Here is a 20227-nt window from a genome sequence, read left to right as displayed (position 1 = left end):
ATCCTAATTCTAATAGTGGGAGGCTCAACAGGTTTACAGGCATTTCAAAGCGTATCCGTTGATTTAAAAGCCTATATAAGAATAGATAAACCAGCGAGAGATGAAGTATCGGGTATAGTTCGAGTACCTGGAAAAGAAAATCATTTTTGGGTGCATGGCGATTCGGGTACGAAGAATAGAGTGTACTTGATTAATAAAGAGGGAGAGGTACTTAAACCAAAAAAGGGAGTAGAATTAAAGGGACGGGAAAATATCGATTGGGAAGATATTGCAATCACCGACAGTGGCGAATTAATAGTAGCGGATATTGGAAATAATTGTAGCTGCAGAACCGATCAAGCACTTTTATTTCTTACAACTGAATTGGGTGATAAAGATGAAATCGAAAGCGATAGCAGATCTATCGTTTATCCTGAACCGGATGGCTTCGTTTATAAATTCATAGACTTTAACCCCGATGCTGAAGCCATATTCTGGCATGAAGGTGAAGTGTATATATTCACAAAGCATATATTTGGAAGAAATACCAAGGTGTTTAAAACTCAGTACCAAGAAGGGGTTCAAGATACTCTTGCATTAGTTACAGAAGTGGACTTCGACAATAAAGTAACGGCGGCAGATTTAGCTTTTAACAAGCTAGCCGTATTAACCTATAGCTCGTTGTGGGTATTTCAGTTAGAAGAAGGTAGGGGATTATTTGAAGGGCCTGTTCGGCATTATACCTTTAAAGCCGAACAGGTTGAAAGCGTTGGTTTCTTAGACGAACATACCGTTATTATCGCCGAAGAAAATGGAGATCTCTATCAGCTAAACCTTAAACAGTAACTTGTTCAATCAAAACTGATTTAGGGTTATTTAGCTTTTGTTGATCGTTATAGGCCAACTTAAATATTTCAATGATCTCTGTTTTTCGTGGAAAGCTTTTAACCATATAGGCCACACTTAAAAAAGCTACAAGAATCATCAATATATTACCAAATAGCATATACACAGTAAGTGCAAAGAGTGCCGCACCTTCTAGCAAAGCAGATTGAAGTAACTTTGAATCGCGGTAAGCAATCACCTTATCCGCTAGCCTTAAACTGTCTGAGGCTTTTCGGACAGCCCTTTTGAATAGAACTTGTCCTAAAAAGAAAGCTATTCCATAAAAAATAAATACGCCCGCCATCAATGGATATGCTAGGGATGAATCTTCAGCTTTAAGTGGAATAATATCTAAGAAATACAGAACGGCTAGAACAAAGCCAAAATTAAGCAAACCTACTATAAAAGCTCCATGAATCATGCGAATGTTTTTGAAATAGGTCTCACAGTTAACCTCGTTCTTTTGGATCATGATGGGTTCCTATCAAATTTGTTCCAGTTTGGTCTTCTCTTTTCAAGAAAAGCATTTTTTCCTTCTTCTGCCTCATCGGTCATGTAAGCCAATCGCGTAGCTTCGCCCGCAAATACTTGTTGCCCGATTAAGCCGTCATCAATCATATTAAAGGCGAATTTGATCATCTTAATAGCGGTTGGACTCTTCGCTAGAATTTCTTGGGCCCACTCATAAGCGGTGTCTTCTAGTTCATCGTGAGGAACAACAGCGTTTACCATCCCCATTTCAAAAGCTTCTTGAGCAGAATAATTTCTACCTAGGAAAAAGATTTCACGCCCTCTTTTTTGTCCCACTTGGCGAGCTAACAATGCGGAACCAAAGCCACCGTCAAAACTTGCTACATCAGCATCTGTTTGTTTGAAGATAGCATGCTCTTTGCTCGCTAAGGTCATATCACAGGTAACATGTAAGCTATGTCCACCGCCTACAGCCCAGCCCGGTACAACGGCAATTACTACTTTAGGCATGAATCGGATAAGACGTTGTAGTTCTAACACATTTAAACGATTAATACCGTCGTCTGCCTGATACCCTGTTTTGGAGCGAACATTTTGATCTCCCCCTGAACAGAATGAATATTTCCCGTCTTTTGAAGAAGGGCCTTCAGCACTTAAGAGAACAACCCCAATATCATTGTCTTCTTTTGCATCAGAAAATGCTTCATACATTTCGAATAAAGTTTTAGGACGAAATGCATTTCGCACATCAGGGCGATTAAAAGCAATGCGGGCTACGCCATTGAGCTTTTTGTAGGTTATATCTTCGTACTCTTTTACGGTATTCCAGTTCATGGTAAAGTATTTGATGTAATAAATTGATGTAGCTTAAGGACAAATTCTGATGGGCACTCGAGGTGCACACGATGATTTGCTCCTTTTATAATATGAAATATTGAATTCGATAAATGCTTTTGCATAGACTGCATGATGTGACAGAATTTTTGGTCTTTCTCACCTGCAATAAGCATTATCGGCATTTTTAACTGATCTAATTGATCTTTAAAACAAGGCATTGTACCCGTTCCAAAGCCAAGTAAACTATTCCCCATCCAAGTGGGGTTTTGATTTTTTTGAATATTCGAAATGTGCTTGATCGCATCTTCTGATACTAACTTCGATTCAAACAACGGAAGCTTAGCCCACTCATCAACAAATTGGCGATAATTCCCCATTATAGAATCGGCTCTTCTGCCATCAAGGGCTTGTCTTGCTTGGCGCTCCTGCTCATTTTCTATACCGAAAGTAGTGCTTTCTAAGATTAGGCCTTGAATTAAGTCGGGCCTCTGTAGTGCAATACCTTTCGCTAGCCGACCACCCATACTATAGCCATGCAAAAATAATGGTGATTGAAGCTGTTCAGAAATAAGCTTAATCAAGTCGGCTGATTGTTCTCGGAATGAAAAGCGATAGTGCATCTCAGAACCTTCAGTCTCCCCATGCCCAAGCAAATCAATGGTGATGGGATTACAATAGTCAGACATTCTGGTGAGTAATGATTCAAACGACTTCCCACTTCCTAAAAAACCATGCAATAACACAAGATAAGGGAGATCAGAATTTTCCTGATGAAGGGTATAAGAGTATTCTATGCCGCGTACTTTAACCTTCATTGTTCATAGAATTTGAAAAATTCCAAAGGGTATGACGTTCAAGCATTGAATCATCGGCATCCGTAATGCATTCAATCACATGTAAGCCGGGTTGTTCTATGTATTCTTCGAATGCAGGTAAAAACTGATCGGGTTTTGAGACCAGGGTGTGATCTACATGGTATCCTCTACAAATGGAAGCTATACGAACATGTTGTGGGGTCTCGAAGAGAGTTTTATGCTTTTCTTTGAATCTGTAAACAGGAAGCATTCTGAATATAGTGCCGCCTCCATTGTTTAAGATTACAACTACTAGAGGTTTTTCTAATAATGATGCGCTTAGTAAAGCATTTACATCATGAAGGAATGCAATATCTCCTATAAAAAGCACACCCGTTTTATTCAGTTCTTTGCTTAAACCAATAGCCGTTGAAGTTATACCGTCGATTCCAGCAGCTCCACGATTCACGTAAATTTCATGCCCTGAATGGTCGGTAAAAAGAGATAGGTCACGAACAGGGAATGAGTTAGATGCCATTACGAAGCATTTTTTCGGAAGTAGTTTACTAACTGATTGAAATATATACCCGTCCGTTAATGGAGTAGCAGGCTGAATATTCTCCTTTCTGAAAGTTTGAAACTTTTTAGCGTATTTCTTCCATTTGGATAACCAACTATTAGCTGCATTTCCGCTAATGTCAGGAATATGGAGTGGACTATTCAATTCGATAGTACGATGAGGAGGATTGTCTCCATCGTTATAAGTTTTGGCATTTGTGAAGGCTATCTGTTGAACGTTTTTATTGTCTTCAAATAGTTGATGTATAGCCTTTGAAATAGGAAAAGCGCCAATTCTTAAAATTAAATCAGGTTTAAGTTCAGTTCTAATGTCTTCACTTCGTAAAAAGCCTGAATATCCTGGAATAATATATTTACTGCTGGCAATATTGGAACCGGGTTCGGCAAGAATAGGAGCTTTTAAGATCTTAGCTAATTCTATTACAAAATCAGTTTGCTCATGTTTGATAGTGGGCCCTACTACAATGAGGGGGTGTTCGGCAGCAATTAACTCTGACCAAAATTTTTCCCCATATTCAGTCTGGCCTAAATCGGCGTAATAGTCTGTTTGTGAACGTTTAGAATGATTTAGGTTTTCACGCTCTATTGTTGAAAGAAAATCAGCTTCTGGTTCAAAAGGTTTATCAAAGGCAAAGTTAAGGTGAGCAATACCTGTATGTTGAACAGTAGCCTTAAAAGCTTGCTTTGCAGCAATTTCTAACCGTTTAATTCTTTTTTCATCTGATGACGGTTCACCAACTTCGTGGAAAAAAGCGGTTTGATCCCCAAACATTTTAACTTGATCTATGGTTTGTGAAGCTCCCATAGTTCGAAGATGTGGAGGCCTATCGGCACTGGCAATGATAAGGGGAGTGCCAGAGTTAACGGCTTCATAAACAGCGGGTGTATAATTAGCCACTGCCGTTCCGGAAGTGCAAACTAAAACTGAAGGTATTCCGGATGCTTTTGCTTGCCCCAAGGCGATAAAAGCAGCTGAGCGTTCATCGATGGCAACGGTAAGTTTAAAACCAGGATGCGATGAAAAAGCTAAGGTAAGAGGGGTAGATCTAGAGCCCGGAGAAATAACAACATTGCGAGCACCTTCTTCATATAGTGAACGAACGAATTGTGTACTCCAATAAAAGGCTAAGTTCGTTATTTCATTTTGTTGCATAGGCTAAAGCAGATAACATAGGTATGAATTTCAGATTTGTTTCTTCCCATTCCTTTTCGGGCTGTGATCCTTCAACGATACCACATCCGGCATAGAAACGCACCTCATCATTCTTAATTAAACCACTACGTATACCAACGGCAAATTCACCATTACCATGTGCATTAATCCATCCAATTGGAGCCGCATACCAGCCTCGGTCAAAGTGTTCGAACTTACTTATAAAAGGAACGGCTTTATCGCGAGGGAAGCCCCCAACAGCAGGTGTTGGATGTAAATTTTTTAGAACCTCAGTTTTTGAAACCCCTTCACTTATTTGTGCCCGAACGGGGGTGTATAAATGCTGAACATTTGAGAGTTTTTTAATTCCGGGCTTATCAGGAATCATTAACGTCTCGGCATATTGTGAAAGGTTATCTTGGATTGCTTGCAATACAATTTGATGTTCATTTAAGTCCTTGTCTGAGTTTAACAACTCTGATTCTAAACGAGCATCTTCTGAAGCCGTTTTACCTCGTGGTGTACTACCTGCTAATCCTTCAGTTAAAATGAAATCACTGCGAAATGAAGCAAGGCGCTCAGGAGTACAACCAATAAAACTGGCTTCATTATTCTGTTTAATCAAGAAAGAATAACAATCTGGGTACTGATGGCGAAGCCTATTTAAAATATGTGTATCTACGATAGGTGAGCTTAGTGGAATCCTTAATTCACGGGCTAAAACAATTTTATCGTAAACGCCTTTTTCTATTTGAAGGGTGGCCTTTTCAACAGCATTTTTCCATGCTTTAAAATCTTCAGATACTTGAGTAGGTACTTCAAATTTAAATTCAGTGTCACCCTCTACTTTTTTAGAATAACTGTGAGCATCGCAAACATCGTCCAGCTCGGCGAGATGCTCTGTTAATTTTCTAAGTACCTCATCTCTATTGTTTAGACCAACCAATTCAAGGGTAATAGTAAGTAAGGTAAGTTCCCCATCTACAATAATAGACCATTGAGGCAGTGTAAATGAAGCAGCTCCGAATGTTCGCCAGTGCTTACTTACGTTATGTTCATGAAACGAAAACCCACCAAATAGGTGAGGTGCTGCATTCGAATGCTCAAGAGATGAGAAGTGGAAAATCTTTTGAATTAATGATTTGCCTTGGGAGGACGCAGTTCTAAACCTTTGTGGGCCAGTAGCTTTAATTCTAGCTACTTCACCTGCTGCTGAAATTGCAATGTTTTCAGATGGTTTCTCCCAATAATACTCAAAGTGGTCTTTGCCCTTATTCTGCTCAAGCACGGCAAGGGTATCAACCTTAGGTATTGAAAAACTTAGAGAGAAATATTCTATTGAACCTAATTTCGATTGTGATAAAGCTTCATCAATCTGCAGTTGTAACTGCTCTAACTCTACTTGTTTGTACAAACAAGTTAATAGTAAATTGTTTTTTAGGCCTGTGTCAGACACTTAAGTTACCGACTAGATGTATTTTCAATTAAAAATGAAAATACAAATAATCTCATCGAATTTCACATTTAAGTGAAAATTGGAGTAAAAGCTGGTAAAGTTTACTTCGCGTCGTCGTCTTCGCCGGTTTGGAATGGGTTCTTAATACCGTATTCGGCTAAATCATACTCAGCTAACTCAAAAAAGTAGTTCCAAGCAGCTTCGCTTTTTCCATTCTCATCTACCCAAGTTGGGTGACTTTGTTTGATAAGACCTACCACGCGCTTAGCATACTTGATGCGTTCTTGGTCGTCTTCTACACGAGGTAATGCGGCGATCATTAGGTCTAAATTGTAACCGCAGTCAAAGTCTTTTGGTTTTTTCTGGTCTATAAACATGATGAATGATTATTTATTTGTTTCAAAAGTAAGAGTTCTAAGTCCTAACCCAAAATTCTTATATTTGGGAAAATAAAATTTCTCAAAAATAGCACATGTACTATAACTCAGTAATTCAAGCCGTTGGCAATACCCCACTTGTAAAACTTCAAAAAGTAGTGGGCGAAACTAAAGGAACTCTACTCGCAAAAGTTGAATATTTTAATCCAGGTCAAAGCATCAAAGATAGAATAGCTATTAAAATGATTGATGATGCTGAAAAGAAGGGGTTATTAAAGCCAGGTGGAACCATCATTGAAGGTACTTCTGGTAATACGGGAATGGGTTTGGCCTTAGTAGCTATCGAAAGAGGGTATAAGTGCATTTTCACTACTACTGATAAACAGAGTAAATCAAAAGTGGACATATTGCGTGCTTTAGGGGCAGAAGTTATTGTATGTCCAACCAATGTTGAAGCTGAACATCCTGATAGTTATTACTCGGTAAGTAAGCGCTTAGCTGAAGAAACTCCGAATTCATATTACCCAAATCAGTATGATAATCAGAGCAATACCCAAGCTCATTATGAGTCAACGGGTCCTGAATTATGGGAGCAAACAGAGGGAAAGATCACACATTTTATTGCTGGAATGGGTACGGGTGGTACTATTACAGGGACTAGTAAATTCCTGAAAGAAAAGAATCCAGACATCAAAGTAATTGGAATCGATAGCGTCGGTTCGGTTTACAAAAAGTACTTCGAAACGGGTGAGTTTGATGAAAATGAAATCAAGCCATATATGACTGAAGGTATTGGTGAAGACATCATCCCTGAAGCCATTAATTTTGATTATGTAGATGAAGTTATTCAAGTGAATGATAAAGACTCGGCCGTAATGACTAGAGATTTAGCTTCGAAAGAAGGGTTATTTGTAGGTTGGTCGTGTGGTGCAGCGGTTGTGGGCGCTTTAGAATACGTTCGCAATAATCCACTCACTGAAAACGATGTAGTAGTAATCATACTTCCTGATAGTGGTACTAGATATATTAGTAAGATCTACAACGACGAATGGATGAAAGAACAAGGCTTTTTAGATTAAGGAGAACATTATGTCAGATCAAAATCAAACAATGAACCCGGGACAAATGGAAATTGAGCTGAACGAAAGTGAAGCTACAGGAACCTATTCTAATCTCGTGATGATTACACATTCGCCGTCAGAATTTATTCTGGATTTTATAGCAGTAATGCCTGGAGTTCCTAAGGCAAAAGTAGTTAAGAGAATGATTTTAACTCCAGACCATGCTAAACGTTTGGCGAATGCTTTAAACGATAATGTTCGAAAGTTCGAAGATGAGCATGGAGCTATTAACTCGGAAGAAAAGGTAGATATTCCGATGTACAGAGGCCCAGTACCTGAGGCTTAATTAAGCGCTTAGGTGCTTATTTTCTAGCTGATATTAGAAGTATCAGTCCTGAGATAAAAAAGAATACATGAGATACGCTAGCGGCTATTATTGGGGATATAGTCCCATAATAGCCGAATGGCTCTGATATTTTCATAAACGCTAAGTATAGAAAGCTAGTGGTTAAGCCTGCGGCAATGTACAACCCTTTGCCACCTCGGCGTCTTACAGATGCCACAGAAAAGCCAATCAAAATCACTACAATAATAGAAAAGGGATAAATCACTCGGCCGTAGAATTGAACTTTGGGCATGTTGATATTACCTGCACCACTGCGTTCAATCGAGTCGATATAGTCGACCGCTTCCTTATAAGTTAGCTGGTAGATATCTGATGTAGTTCTGGATAAATCTCTAGGGAAAATGGATAGTGTAGTGTCTTTGGATGGATATTTAATCTCCATATACCCCGATTCGTGAAAGATACGATCGGTTACAGTTTTCAAAACCCATTTTGAACTATCGGGTTCCCATTTCATTTGATTCGCAACAATTGATCGCTTCACCCCATTGCTGTCTGCATCAACCAAACGGATTCGATAAGCGATATTCTGGTTGGTATCATAGTAGTTTATGCGAATGATACTGGTTGGCGAAAGCTGCCTAAAAATGTCGTTCTGATCTATTTCTTCCACTTTCTTCTTTAGGTACTTCTTTTCAAACTCAATCTTGGTCTTGTTGGAAGTTGGTATCACATTGGCATCTAACACACTTATGATGAGTGCACAAGAGACTGCAAATACCATATAGGGTACAAAAAGTCGATATAAGCTAACCCCAGCAGCTTTTAGTGCCGTTATTTCAAGTCGTTCAGAAAGTTGACCCGTTAAAAATAGACAGGCCGTAAATACAGCAACCGGTAAAATGAGGCGTGTCATTTCGGGGATGTAATTCAGATAATAGTCGCCCCAAATTTCAGCAAGTTCAGCGCCTTTGTCGGTGAAGTCATCACTATTCTCAGAAAAGTCAATCATGATGAATATGAACACCAACATCACAATTACAAAGAGTGTAATGGATAACAGCCTAAAGAATATGTATCGATCTAATTTGTTGATCATGATCTTCTGAATAATCGGCTGAAACTTACTTCGGTAGAAAGTTTAATGAGTAATAAAATTCCAATGGATGAAAACACAATATCGAAGGTCCACATACCCCAAAATGGAGTAACAAAAAGTCGATCTGCTAGTTTCTCACCTTGGATAAGAGAAAGCCAATAGAAGGTTAGAATAACCGCACTAATGATAGCGGCAATGCCAAAGTTTCCTTTTCGTGTCATAATACCAATTGGTGCACCTAATAGAATAAATACCACACAGGCGAATGGGATCGAGAATTTTTTATGGATTTCAACTAAATATCGATTTATAGATTTAGTTCGAAATAGGATGTTTGAGGCACTGTTTTCAAGAGTAGCCTTGTAGTTGTTTAAATCCGAAGTCGTTTTATTGAACAATTCTTTCTGAGCTTCTTTGTTCTTGAGCTGATCGGCAACTATAAGCCCCGTAGTTAACAGTTCTTCCTGTTTAGTGGTATCAGGTAAGATGTACTTTTCATCGTATTCGTAGTCGTACTTAATGTTCGGAATGGTGTACGTGTTATTTGCAGCCTTCTCGTATTGTTGAACAATCTCTTGCTTAAGTGAATCGACAATAACGAGCATGGATTGAATGTTCATCGTTCGATCACTTCTGTTTCTTCTGTTCGGGTCTGACTTTTCAAAGGCTAAGTCGGCTAAATCAAATGTGATGCGATGTTTGTCGAACTGATTTTTTTCAATAGTTACTCTTGATAAGCCTCCTGAGGATGGAAATTTTTGCATGTTACCATCTACCAAGTAGAGGGTAAGGAGTTCATTACTTTCAGCTTTAAGCAGACCTTTTTTTGCTTTAATAACGGCGCGATCAACAGTGCGTGAAGGTTCCTGAAAAAGAGTGATTCCGTATAAGCTATCCGTTTCGTTATCCACTTCATCTACCAGAAATGTGTACCCATCTATTCCGTCATAGAATTCATTGGGTTTGAGATCGAAACCGGGTTTTTGTAATCGAATATCTATGAAAAGAGAACGGGATTTATGATTGGCTTCGGGAAGTACATCATTTGAAAACCAAACTAAAACTGCGCACACCACTAAGCTCGCGAACATCACAGGTGTGATTACTTTTAGTGGATGAATACCAGAAGCACGAATTGCTGTGAGCTCATTTAACTCAGAAAATTTCCCGAAAGCCATAAGGGTTGCAACCAACACAGCCATAGGTGCTGCCAATACCACCATATAAGCTAGGTTTGTAAATATCAGTTCTATTATCACTGAAAGGGGTATATCCTTACCTATGAGCTTATCAATATGGAGGATAAGAAATTGCATTAGGAGCAAAAACATGAGCGTTAAAAAGCAGAATAGGAAGGGTCCTATATGCTTTTTAAATAAATCTATTTGAACGCTATTAATTATGTTTTTCACTTTCTATTTGGGTGTGCAACACTTTTATTACTATTAAGACGTAGATGATATGAATTTCTTATTCAAGTTTTTGAATTGTTACAATGCTATTAAAACTTTCAAGATATTTGAATATATGTTATTATCGATGCCGATTTGCAAACATCAACCGACTTTAACCGAGCCTATTTTTCAACCGCTACAGAATTAAGCTTTATCACTAAGATTTTAATCAGGCTGGTGCACAGATCCTCAAGGCTATTTTACTACTGCTTCATTGCAAGTACATTTTTAGTGCTTTTCAGTACAGTAGAGGTGTATGCACAAGAAAAATCGGTTATTGATACCACAAAAGTGGTGCCTGATAGTTTACTGCAAGGCATTAAGTTTTACCCTCCTCGATCATTAAATAATCCCTATTACAACCGATCTCGATTTCCGAAGCTCTATCAAATCAAGAATGCCAACGATCGCGTACTTGTAAATTGGGATTCAACAAGTACCTATTATTTACAGCCACAGGTTGATGGAGTATCGATAAGTTCTCCGTGGGTATTGAGTTTTGATGAATATGCTAGCTACCAAAAGGAACTTCAGCAAAAAGAATTAAGATATCAGTTAATTGAAGAGGGGAAGAAGCAAGAAACACAATCGAGGGGTTTACTCGATTTTAAGATGAAAATACCGGGAGGTGAAAAATCTGCCTTTACAACTATTTTTGGGAAGCCTGAAGTGAACTTGCGAGTGAATGGTTCAGCGAATATGAATGTAGGTGCATCTATTCAAAATGTGGAAGACACTAATATTCCAAAAGATCTTCGGAAGAGAGTGGACCCAACTTTTAATCAAAACCTTCAGTTAAACATTCAGGGAACCATTGGGGATAAGCTAACTATTGCAACCGATTGGGATACCGAGCGACAATTTGATTTCCAGAACCGTTTAAAAATCGAGTATGAAGGTTATGAAGATGAAATTCTGAAAAATGTTCAACTGGGTAACGTGTCGATGGAGACCGGAAACTCACTCATTAAAGGTGGTGGGTCTTTATTTGGGATAAAGTCGGTGGCAGAATTAGGGCCAGTGCGCCTTACTTCAGTTATATCTCAGCAAAAAGGAGAGAGCCAAACTCAAACTATTACGGGGGGTAGCCAAGAAGTTCAGTTTAAATTACAGCCAACTGATTATGAAGACGACCAGCATTTCTTTTTAGATTTCTATAATCGGCAAGAGTTCCAAAGTAATATGTTAGACAATTTGCCTAACATCGGGACCGCCTACACGGTAAATGAGTTGAATGTTTGGATTGAAGATGCCAATGCCTCAACTGATCCCGACGCCATTGCTGCATATGCCTTTGTTGATATGGGTGTTGTGGAGAATATGGATGGTACATTTGATTTGCCAGATAGTGAAGCCGATCGCCTTGATGATGATAAGTTAGAAGCACGAAGGAATAATACATCCGTTCAAACCGATGATTTAGATTTAAAAGGGTCGGTTCAGCCAAGTACCTACTACAAAAAATTGATACCTGGTGAAGATTATGAGTTTAATAGTGCGCTTGGAATCATCTCATTAAAACGAAGAGTAGGGAATAACTCTAGTTTAGCGGTTTCCTATTCCTACATCGATCCCCGCGACCCAACAGGTTCAACTGTTATAAAAGTTGGAGATGTAACAGAACCTGTGAGTGGTTTTAGCTATTTGAAATTACTGAGGCCAAGAAATAACACGCCTAATAAGTTTGCTTGGGAGTTGACATTACGGAATGTGTACTCACTAGGAGTAACGAATGTAACGCAAGAGGGATTAGATTTTAATCTAGAGATTACCCGAGATAATCAATCTACAGACCGTATCCCTGGCCGTGATAAGCAGCTCTTGCAAGATTTAGGCTTAGATTTATTGAACTCTGAACGAGCAGTGGGTTCAGATAGTCGCATTGATTTTGATGGAATTCGATTTGATAGCTATAGCGGTAAAATCATGTTTCCATATTTGGAACCATTTGGTGCTCGTATCGATACCTTGATTCAGACGGTTCCAAGTGATGAATCAGAACTTGTTTTCGATTCACTTTATTCTGCCAAGAAAGAGATTGCATTCGAAAGTACTCAAAACAGATACTATGAGATAAGTGGGAGTTCAAAAGGGGGAGTTTCTAGGACATTTTATCTGGGTGAATTAGTAGAAGGGACAGTAAAAGTGTTTGCCAATGGGGCTGAACTTATTGAAGGCACGGATTACGAGGTAGATTACTCATTCGGTAACGTAACTATATTAAATGATAAGTATTTAGCTCAAGGACAGAATCTGAGAGTCGATTATGAGAGTAATCAATTCTTTAGCATTGGGCAGAAGAACTTTACCGGGTTAAGGGCTGAATATGATCTATCAAGAGATATTAAAATTGGCGGTACCTTTTTTAAGCTTAGCGAGCAGCCTTTAAATGATAAAATTAGGATTGGCAATGAACCAATCAATAACACCGTATTTGGTTTAGATGCGAATGCGCGGTTTGATACCCCATGGTTAACACGGGCTATTGATAAAGTGCCTCTGCTTCAAACTAGGGAAGAATCTAACTTTAGTATTAGTGGTGAATTTGCTCAAATACGTCCAGGTGTTGCTCAAACCAATTCAGTTCGAGATGCAATTGATAATAATCGGTTATTCTCGGATGAAGAAAATGGTTTAGTTTTTATCGATGACTTTGAAGGAGCCGAGTTTAGTATCCCATTCAAGTATGCAACACGTTGGTACTTACCTTCAGCACCTGCTGCTGTTCCGGGATATGCCCCAGATGACAGCTACTTCACTAATCCGTCAGCTACCGAGCCACCCCGTGATATATCTTCAAAAATAGACCGTGCTGATCTAAGAGCTCAATTCGTTTGGTACGAAATCCCACGTAACATCAAGAGTATTCTTAGAAATGTAGAGCGTACTCCAGAGAGTAGATTGGTGAAGATCAAAGATGTTTTTCAAGGGAGAGAGACCAACAACCCACAAGAGGAAATTATCAACACGCTAGATGTTTACTATGACCCTACCACACGAGGGCCATATAATTACAATACCGATCTTAAGAATATTACTGAGAACGAGCCGGAACGTATGTGGGGTGGGATGACAGCGTTGTTACCAACGGGACAGGAAGATTTAGCTCAGAATAACATAGAGTTCATAGAATTTTGGGTTCAACCATTGTTACCGGATGGGCGAGAGCCATCCGCGCAAGATGCTGCTGATTATGATGGAAAGATCTACATCGATTTGGGGATTATTTCAGAAGATATTGTTCCAAACGAGGTAGTAAATACAGAGGATGGACTAGCAAAAGATTTGGAATCTTTGAGGAAAGACGATGTTGGGCGATCATATATACCGGCAATTCAAACTCCACCTCAAGGTGAATTCTCAAATGATGATAGAGACTTGGAAGATGTTGGACTAGATGGAGTGCCAAGTCAGAATGGTTTTGATCCTGATAAAAATGAGCAGCAGCTCTTCAGAGATTTCTTAGAGGCGATGAAGGCATCGTATGGTTTAGAGAGTGCTGAGTATAAAGCGTTTCTGAAAGATCCATCTAATGATGACTATGTTGATTATCAAGAGTCGGTGAATGATGATCTAAAACTACACGAGCGTTTCCACAGAGTACGAGGTTATTATGAAGGGAATACTCCTGTAAGTGGTAATGAGAATAAGAAAGCGATTACACTTAAGCCTGACCGCGAAGGTTTGATCACAGCTTCGAATGTGGAGATTGAAAACTCATACTACCAATATGAGATAGCGTTTAATCCAGGCGACCCGGGAGCGCTTGATGTAGGTTCTCCGGGCACATATATCGTAGATAAAGTAGATGGTGGGGCTCCAGAAAGAACGTGGCATTTAGTTCGAATTCCGCTTGAAGAGTTTAAAAGGAAGATTGGGGATATCGCGGGCTTTCAAAATATTTCATATGTACGATTTTGGGTTTCCGGTTATAAAAAACCCATGACGATGCGCTTTGCCACTTTTGAGTTCATAGGTAGCCAATGGAGAGAGGAACAGGGGATAAGTGAGTCCCAAGGTTCATCCGCAGACTTTAAGGTGGCTACGGTTAATATCGAAGAAAATGCAAGTAGAACCCCAATTCCGTACAGGCAGCCTGAAGGTGCCATTCGTGCTGTGAATAGAGGCTCACAACTTCAATCTTTAGCGAATGAGCAATCGTTGGTTTTATCTGCTGAAGGATTAGGTTCACAAGAGCTTAAAATGGTTAAGAGAGTATACCCGGGTGGACTAAACTTCTTGAACTATTCAAATATCAGAATGTTTGTTCACGGTGAAGGTTATGACAATCGTGAAGATGCTGAGTTGGTGATTAGGATGGGGACCGATTTAGAAAATGATTACTACGAATACCGGCAACCTGTAAGTCCTACCGATCCTAATTATAACTTTGGATCCTTTGACCCTGACGATGGGGGAAGGTTAAACGAGGAAGCTGCCGAAATTTGGAAGTATGATGAGAACAGTATGAATATCATTATTTCGGCATTTAATATTCTGAAGCAGGAACGTAATGCCGAAGGCTCACCTACTTCTGAGGTGTACGAACGCAATGATTTATTGGGTGAAGGCACAGCACCCGGTGCTATTTTAGCAATAAAAGGGAACCCTTCATTAGATCGAGTTTCAGAGTTTGGAATAGGTATTCGAAACCCCAATGATATTCAAGATCCGAACTCGCCCGGTACAAGTAATTTGGATGCTGAATTCTGGGTGAATGAGTTAAGAGTATCTGGATTTGATAATGAAAATGGGTGGGCGGCCAATGCTAAAGCGAATATTAAGCTAGCTGATTTCGCATCCATGAATGCGAATTTAACACGTCAAACCATTGGCTTTGGTGGTTTAGATTCAAGATTAGGACAACGTAGTGTATCAGATAACTTGGGGTATGCAGTAAGTTCAACGGTTAACCTTCATAAGCTGATTCCAGATAGATTTGGTTGGTCGTTTCCCGTAACAGTATCCGCCCGTCGAAATTCATCCACGCCAAAATTCTTACCAGATCAAGGTGATATTCGATTAGATGATTTCATATCAGCAGTTGAAAGCAGAGATAACTTAGGGGAAGGGCAGAAGAAAAAAATTATTGATGAACGCATCGATGAAGTTCAAACTGTTACGGAAGGCTACAGCTTGAATATCTCTAATGTGAGTAAACGAAATTCAAAGAGTAAGTTGGCACAATACACTCTAGATAAGCTCAAACTCAACTATGTGTACAACGAGGGGTATTCAAGAAATCCACAGCTTCAGGCGCAAAACAATTGGAATTTTTCAAGCAGTTTAAGCTATAACCTGAATTTCACTCGAGTACAGTTATTTAGACCTTTCGGATTTACGGAAAACATTCCGGGATTGAATCTTCTGTCGGGCTTAAGATTGGGCTACATGCCTTCTAGTATCACTGCTTCAACTAGTGTAGCTAGAACCTATGATGAAAGAAGACGTCAGCTATTGGGTGATGATACCGTACTACCGATTCAACAAACCCATTCATTCACCCAAAAATCGAATTTCGGCTTAACCTATAATCTGACACCATCTATTCAAACCTCATTTAGGTCAAATACCAATTTCGATCTATCGAATGCAGGAATTGAATCAGCAAACAAAGATGGAGTGGACAGTTTAAGTTTTAGGGTTAAACCCACTTTTGAAGTATTCGAAGGAATTTTAACCGATACACTTACAGCACGAAGATCGAGCTACTCTGAATCGTTTACGGCGCGATGGCAGCCCAAACTAGATCAAATCAAATTTCTTGATTGGATTAACTATAGTGCAAATTATGGGGGTGGTTTCCAGTGGACGAACAGCCCAAGCGGTTCTGAACTTGGAGCTACTATTTCTAATACCTTCGACCTTACCAATTCTATTAAGTTCAATACCACGAAACTTTTTGATGGTATTGGCTTCATAAATAAACTAGAGCAAAAGGATAAAGAGGAAACGCAACAACGTAGGCGAACTTCTACTAGCGAAGAAGAAAGTACAGGTGGTATTTTTGAGGATATAAATTTCGTAGGAAGGAAATTAGTACTCGCACTGTTTAGTATGAGGTCGGTTGACCTAAACTACAAAAAGAGTAAATCTTCAAGCCAAACAGGCTATGATGGGGAATCCCAATTCTATTATGCATTTTCAGATCCTGGAAGTGGTCATTACTCGCCACCATTGGGTTACCGTTTAGGACTTTTTGAGGATATTAATACTTCACAGCTGATTAGAAATATTGATGGGAACACAGATATCCAATTGCCTCTAAATAACAACTACTCTGATAACATCACTCTTGGCACGTCGCTGCGGTTGTTTAATAGCATTACTATTGATTTAGATTGGGCCACACAATGGGATGAACGCAATACAGAAACCATCACTTTAGGTAGTGATAACAACATAAACTCTGTGTTAATATCTTCGGGGAATGTGAGCTCATCCGTATGGGCCTTTGGTAGTGGTTATGAGAAGTTGTTCAAGAAACAGCTAGGCACAGCTTTTGAAGATCTTGATAATGGTGTGATTGACGATAACACCGGGAATAATGATGGTAGAACGGTTCTAAATCGAGTTACTCTTCAAGAAGATTTTAGAAACGCATACTTGGGGGGAAATAGCTCAGCTGTTGGAGGTAAAAACTTTACTCCTATTCCAAAACCAAATTGGAGGGTTACATGGCAAGGAGTTGAAAAACTCTTACCAATCATTGGTGATATTATGAGCCGTGCTTCCATCACTCATAGCTATCAAGGAAATTACCGTTTGGGATGGCAATTGATTAACCAAGCAGGCGATGCAACTAGCCAATCTTTAGGCGGGTTGGTCACCATTAATGATGTTAGAGATACCTATGAGCCTTCAGTGATTTCAATTGATCAGCGATTTAGCCCATTATTACAGCTAAATGTAACGTGGAAGTCTGCATTAAAAACCAACTTCGGTTTTGAATCAAGTAAATTGACTTCCCTGTCATTGTCGAGTAAAACTATTTCTGAGCGGCGCTCTAAGGGGTATAAATTTAATCTGAATTACACCTTCCGAAGAGTGAATATCCCATTTTTCCCAAATGTGAAAAACAACATTGATTTAGCTGTGAACGGAAGTTTTAGCGACGATTCGGATAGAAACTACTTGCTAGGAAATCATTTAATTTCAGCCTTCTCTGAATTTGATGATAAAGGAACGGATGTTGATAGATATGAAGTACCCAATGATGCGGATATCAGAGGTCAAAAAAGGTACAATGGTTCGTTAATTATTGGATATCGGATATCAAGTACAATCAATTCAAACTTCGAGTATACCTTCAATCGAGTGATTCCAAAAAGTTCAGGTATACCTGCTAGAACAAATCAGGAAATCCGATTTAACATCCGAATAGCTATCCAATCTCGATAAGAGTTACGATTCCTTTCGGAAGCTCAAGTATCCTAATGTGATCAGCATAGCTGCTAGTGAAAGATAACTAAGCCAATCCCCAAACTTTGTGTAAAATGTAAGTGATTCCTTTTTGGGGACATCATATACAAAACCAGTACGAACCCAATATTCAGTTTTAATCTTCACTTCGCCTTTGGGGTTAATGATGCCTGATATTCCATTATTCGCACTTCGAACTACCCATCGGTCAAATTCTATGGCTCGTAAGCGAGCGTAGGCAAAATGCTGATGATGTCCACTTGTATTGCCCCACCAACCATCATTGGTTATGATAGTGAGGAAATCAGCTTTGTTATTAACATAATTACGAATCCAGCCGGGGTAAACCGAATCGTAACAGATAAGTCCGTGAGTTACGAATGAGTCGGTATTTAATGAACTCGGTTCATATCCTTGTCCAAATCCAGCAATCTTTCCCCAATCAAACCATTGAAGTACATCAATGGAATGAAAGAACTCAACAAAAGGAAAACGTTCAACTACAGGAACAAGGTTATGCTTGTCGTAGCGTGAAATTTGTCCGTTGTTATCAACATAAAGTGCTGCGTTGTAAATATCTCTTGGAATGCCTTGATAGGTGTCTCTGTAGAAGTCAGGTGTTTCATCATAGAGTTTATATAAACCAGCCCCAGTAATAACAGCAGCATTCCATGAACGTGCTGAATCGGCTATTTGGCGAGCTGTTCTGGAAGTAGTATAAATATTGGCATCGATGGCATTTTCTGGCCACACTACAAGCTCGGTATCCTCTGTTTTAATCTCATTCGTGATGCTATAAAGGCTATCCATTACTTCGTTTAGGCTGCTCATGCCCCCGTAGCGTTGGTAGGAATCGTGGTTGGGTTGAACAACGGCAACTCTCGTAGTTTCGGAATTACTGTCTACGCCATCATTGCTTAACAAAAACATCGTAACAGAAATACTCGGGAATAGCAGTAAGCTTCCTATAGCCAATAGTGCTGTACTGCGTACTTGGCTTCGCCATGCGATATAGGCTAGAGAAGCGGTCAAAATCACCCAGAAACTAATACCTAGGTGACCTGTGATAGAGATGTACTGAATTAAACTTACTTGATTTGCCCACGCATTACCCAATGTGAGCCATGGCCATGATAAATCCCAATTATGATGTAAGAACTCATAACTAACCCACGTAGCCGCACTCAAAGCACTTATAAGTAATGGTTGCTTTAGCGAAGAATGGAATCGACGGATTATGATTAGTGGAATAATCATAATGGCCGCATTTGCAAAAATAGCCGCCACTCCGGCAATTGCGCTAGCCATTGTGAGCCAATAGGTTCCAATGATATTCCAAAGCACAAAGCTTACATAGCTGTATTTAGCTAGCTCCCGATTGCTTTCACATATTGTGCTTAAGTGAATAAGCATCATAAATGCAGGAAAGGATAATAAAGAGAGGTTAACAGGGGGGAAGCTGAGCCCTAAAAATAAACCAGCAGTTAAGCTAAGAGCCCATTTATTTTGTAAGAATCTGTTCATTCTGAATAACTTTTGCCAGCTACAACTACAGCAATTTCACCTTTTATAGAATCGCGATCCTCGAAATTTTGAAGTACCTCTTCTGCTGAACCTCGAACCACCTCTTCAAACTTCTTTGTGAGCTCACGTGCAACAGCAACAATGCGTTCGCCTCCAAAATATTCATTAATCTCTTTCAGTAGCTTCAGAATTCTATGTGGACTTTCATAGAAAACAAGGGTTCGATCTTCTTCTGCTAATTGTGTTAAACGCTTTTGACGGCCTTTTTTGGGTGGAAGAAATCCTTCGAAAGCATATTTGTCGCAAGGCAAACCACTGGCTACTAAAGCGGTTGTAGCTGCATCCGGGCCAGGAATAACAGTAACAGTAAATCCTTCCTGCTTAGCGGCTCTTACGGCCAAAAATCCAGGATCTGAAATACCCGGCATCCCAGCATCTGATATTAATGCTACCACTTGACCTCCACGAAGTATATTTAATAAATGCTCTACTTTATGATGTTCATTATGCAAATGAAATGAAAAGGTAGGCTTACTAATATCAAAGGCCTTCAATAATTTCCCACTAGTTCGCGTGTCTTCACATGCTATATAATCAACAGATTTGAGTACTTCTACTGCGCGTGGTGAGAAGTCGTTTAGATTTCCAATGGGTGTAGCAACTATATAAAATGTGGACAAAACTACCTTAGGTTTAATTAGCTTCTTAAATTCCCAATTCCATGCCTCAAATGAAACTATAAATCTTTGAATTATAGATACAAGTGAATTTAAACCTCAAAAATCTATAA

At 39.4% G+C, this 20227-nt stretch carries 14 protein-coding genes; 4 read left to right on the top strand and 10 right to left on the bottom strand.

Annotated features, from left to right (window positions below):
- Window positions 1-15 precede the first annotated feature (15 nt).
- Window positions 16-825 (top strand): hypothetical protein, encoded by an 810-nt coding sequence (locus tag B155_RS0107865; protein WP_018127715.1) that lies wholly within the window; start codon window positions 16-18, stop codon window positions 823-825.
- Here B155_RS0107865 and B155_RS0107860 read toward each other — a convergent pair.
- The 6 genes from B155_RS0107860 to B155_RS0107835 form a co-directional block, all read right to left on the bottom strand.
- Window positions 815-1336: a hypothetical protein gene (locus tag B155_RS0107860; protein WP_018127714.1), complete on the bottom strand. Its 522-nt coding sequence runs from the start codon at window positions 1334-1336 to the stop codon at window positions 815-817. The genes B155_RS0107865 and B155_RS0107860 overlap by 11 nt on opposite strands.
- Entirely contained in the window at window positions 1333-2169 is an 837-nt protein-coding gene (locus B155_RS0107855; RefSeq protein WP_018127713.1) for a 1,4-dihydroxy-2-naphthoyl-CoA synthase, read from the bottom strand. The genes B155_RS0107860 and B155_RS0107855 overlap by 4 nt, the downstream gene beginning before the upstream one ends.
- A complete protein-coding gene (menH, locus tag B155_RS0107850) occupies window positions 2166-2987 on the bottom strand; it encodes a 2-succinyl-6-hydroxy-2,4-cyclohexadiene-1-carboxylate synthase (RefSeq protein WP_018127712.1) in 822 nt (273 codons plus the stop codon). Before menH ends, B155_RS0107855 begins: the two co-directional genes overlap by 4 nt.
- Entirely contained in the window at window positions 2977-4698 is a 1722-nt protein-coding gene (gene menD, locus B155_RS0107845) for a 2-succinyl-5-enolpyruvyl-6-hydroxy-3-cyclohexene-1-carboxylic-acid synthase (protein WP_018127711.1), read from the bottom strand. The genes menH and menD overlap by 11 nt, the downstream gene beginning before the upstream one ends.
- On the bottom strand, window positions 4685-6112 hold the full coding sequence (locus B155_RS0107840; protein ID WP_169331285.1) for an isochorismate synthase: 1428 nt from the start codon (window positions 6110-6112) through the stop codon (window positions 4685-4687). Before B155_RS0107840 ends, menD begins: the two co-directional genes overlap by 14 nt.
- A gap of 143 nt (window positions 6113-6255) precedes the next feature.
- Complete coding sequence (locus B155_RS0107835) at window positions 6256-6531, bottom strand: DUF4290 domain-containing protein (RefSeq protein WP_018127709.1); 276 nt, start codon at window positions 6529-6531, stop codon at window positions 6256-6258.
- A gap of 95 nt (window positions 6532-6626) precedes the next feature.
- Here B155_RS0107835 and B155_RS0107830 point away from each other — a divergent pair, with 95 nt between their 5' ends.
- Entirely contained in the window at window positions 6627-7610 is a 984-nt protein-coding gene (locus B155_RS0107830) for a PLP-dependent cysteine synthase family protein (RefSeq protein ID WP_018127708.1), read from the top strand.
- A gap of 10 nt (window positions 7611-7620) precedes the next feature.
- Entirely contained in the window at window positions 7621-7938 is a 318-nt protein-coding gene (locus B155_RS0107825) for a DUF3467 domain-containing protein (RefSeq protein WP_018127707.1), read from the top strand.
- 16 nt (window positions 7939-7954) lie between these two features.
- Here B155_RS0107825 and B155_RS0107820 read toward each other — a convergent pair whose 3' ends face one another.
- The gene (locus B155_RS0107820) at window positions 7955-9037 is read right to left on the bottom strand and encodes an LptF/LptG family permease (protein ID WP_018127706.1); all 1083 of its coding nucleotides are present in this window, start codon (window positions 9035-9037) and stop codon (window positions 7955-7957) included.
- Window positions 9034-10449 (bottom strand): LptF/LptG family permease, encoded by a 1416-nt coding sequence (locus B155_RS0107815; RefSeq protein ID WP_040368352.1) that lies wholly within the window; start codon window positions 10447-10449, stop codon window positions 9034-9036. Before B155_RS0107815 ends, B155_RS0107820 begins: the two co-directional genes overlap by 4 nt.
- 273 nt (window positions 10450-10722) lie before the next feature.
- On the opposite strand from B155_RS0107815, the gene sov reads away from it, so the two are divergent.
- A complete protein-coding gene (sov, locus tag B155_RS0107810; protein ID WP_018127704.1) occupies window positions 10723-17892 on the top strand; it encodes a T9SS outer membrane translocon Sov/SprA in 7170 nt (2389 codons plus the stop codon).
- Window positions 17893-17895: 3 nt separating this feature from the next.
- Here sov and lnt read toward each other — a convergent pair whose 3' ends face one another.
- Both lnt and rsmI read right to left on the bottom strand, forming a co-directional pair.
- Window positions 17896-19437, bottom strand: coding sequence for an apolipoprotein N-acyltransferase (lnt, locus tag B155_RS0107805; RefSeq protein ID WP_018127703.1), 1542 nt, complete (start codon window positions 19435-19437; stop codon window positions 17896-17898).
- Window positions 19434-20117 (bottom strand): 16S rRNA (cytidine(1402)-2'-O)-methyltransferase, encoded by a 684-nt coding sequence (gene rsmI, locus B155_RS0107800; RefSeq protein ID WP_018127702.1) that lies wholly within the window; start codon window positions 20115-20117, stop codon window positions 19434-19436. Before rsmI ends, lnt begins: the two co-directional genes overlap by 4 nt.
- Window positions 20118-20227 lie beyond the last annotated feature (110 nt).

The sequence above is a fragment of the Balneola vulgaris DSM 17893 genome (assembly GCF_000375465.1).
Classification (GTDB): Bacteria; Bacteroidota; Rhodothermia; order Balneolales; family Balneolaceae; genus Balneola; species Balneola vulgaris.
The sequence above is the reverse complement of the archived record's forward strand: the minus strand, read 5'-3'. Positions and strand labels throughout refer to the sequence as shown.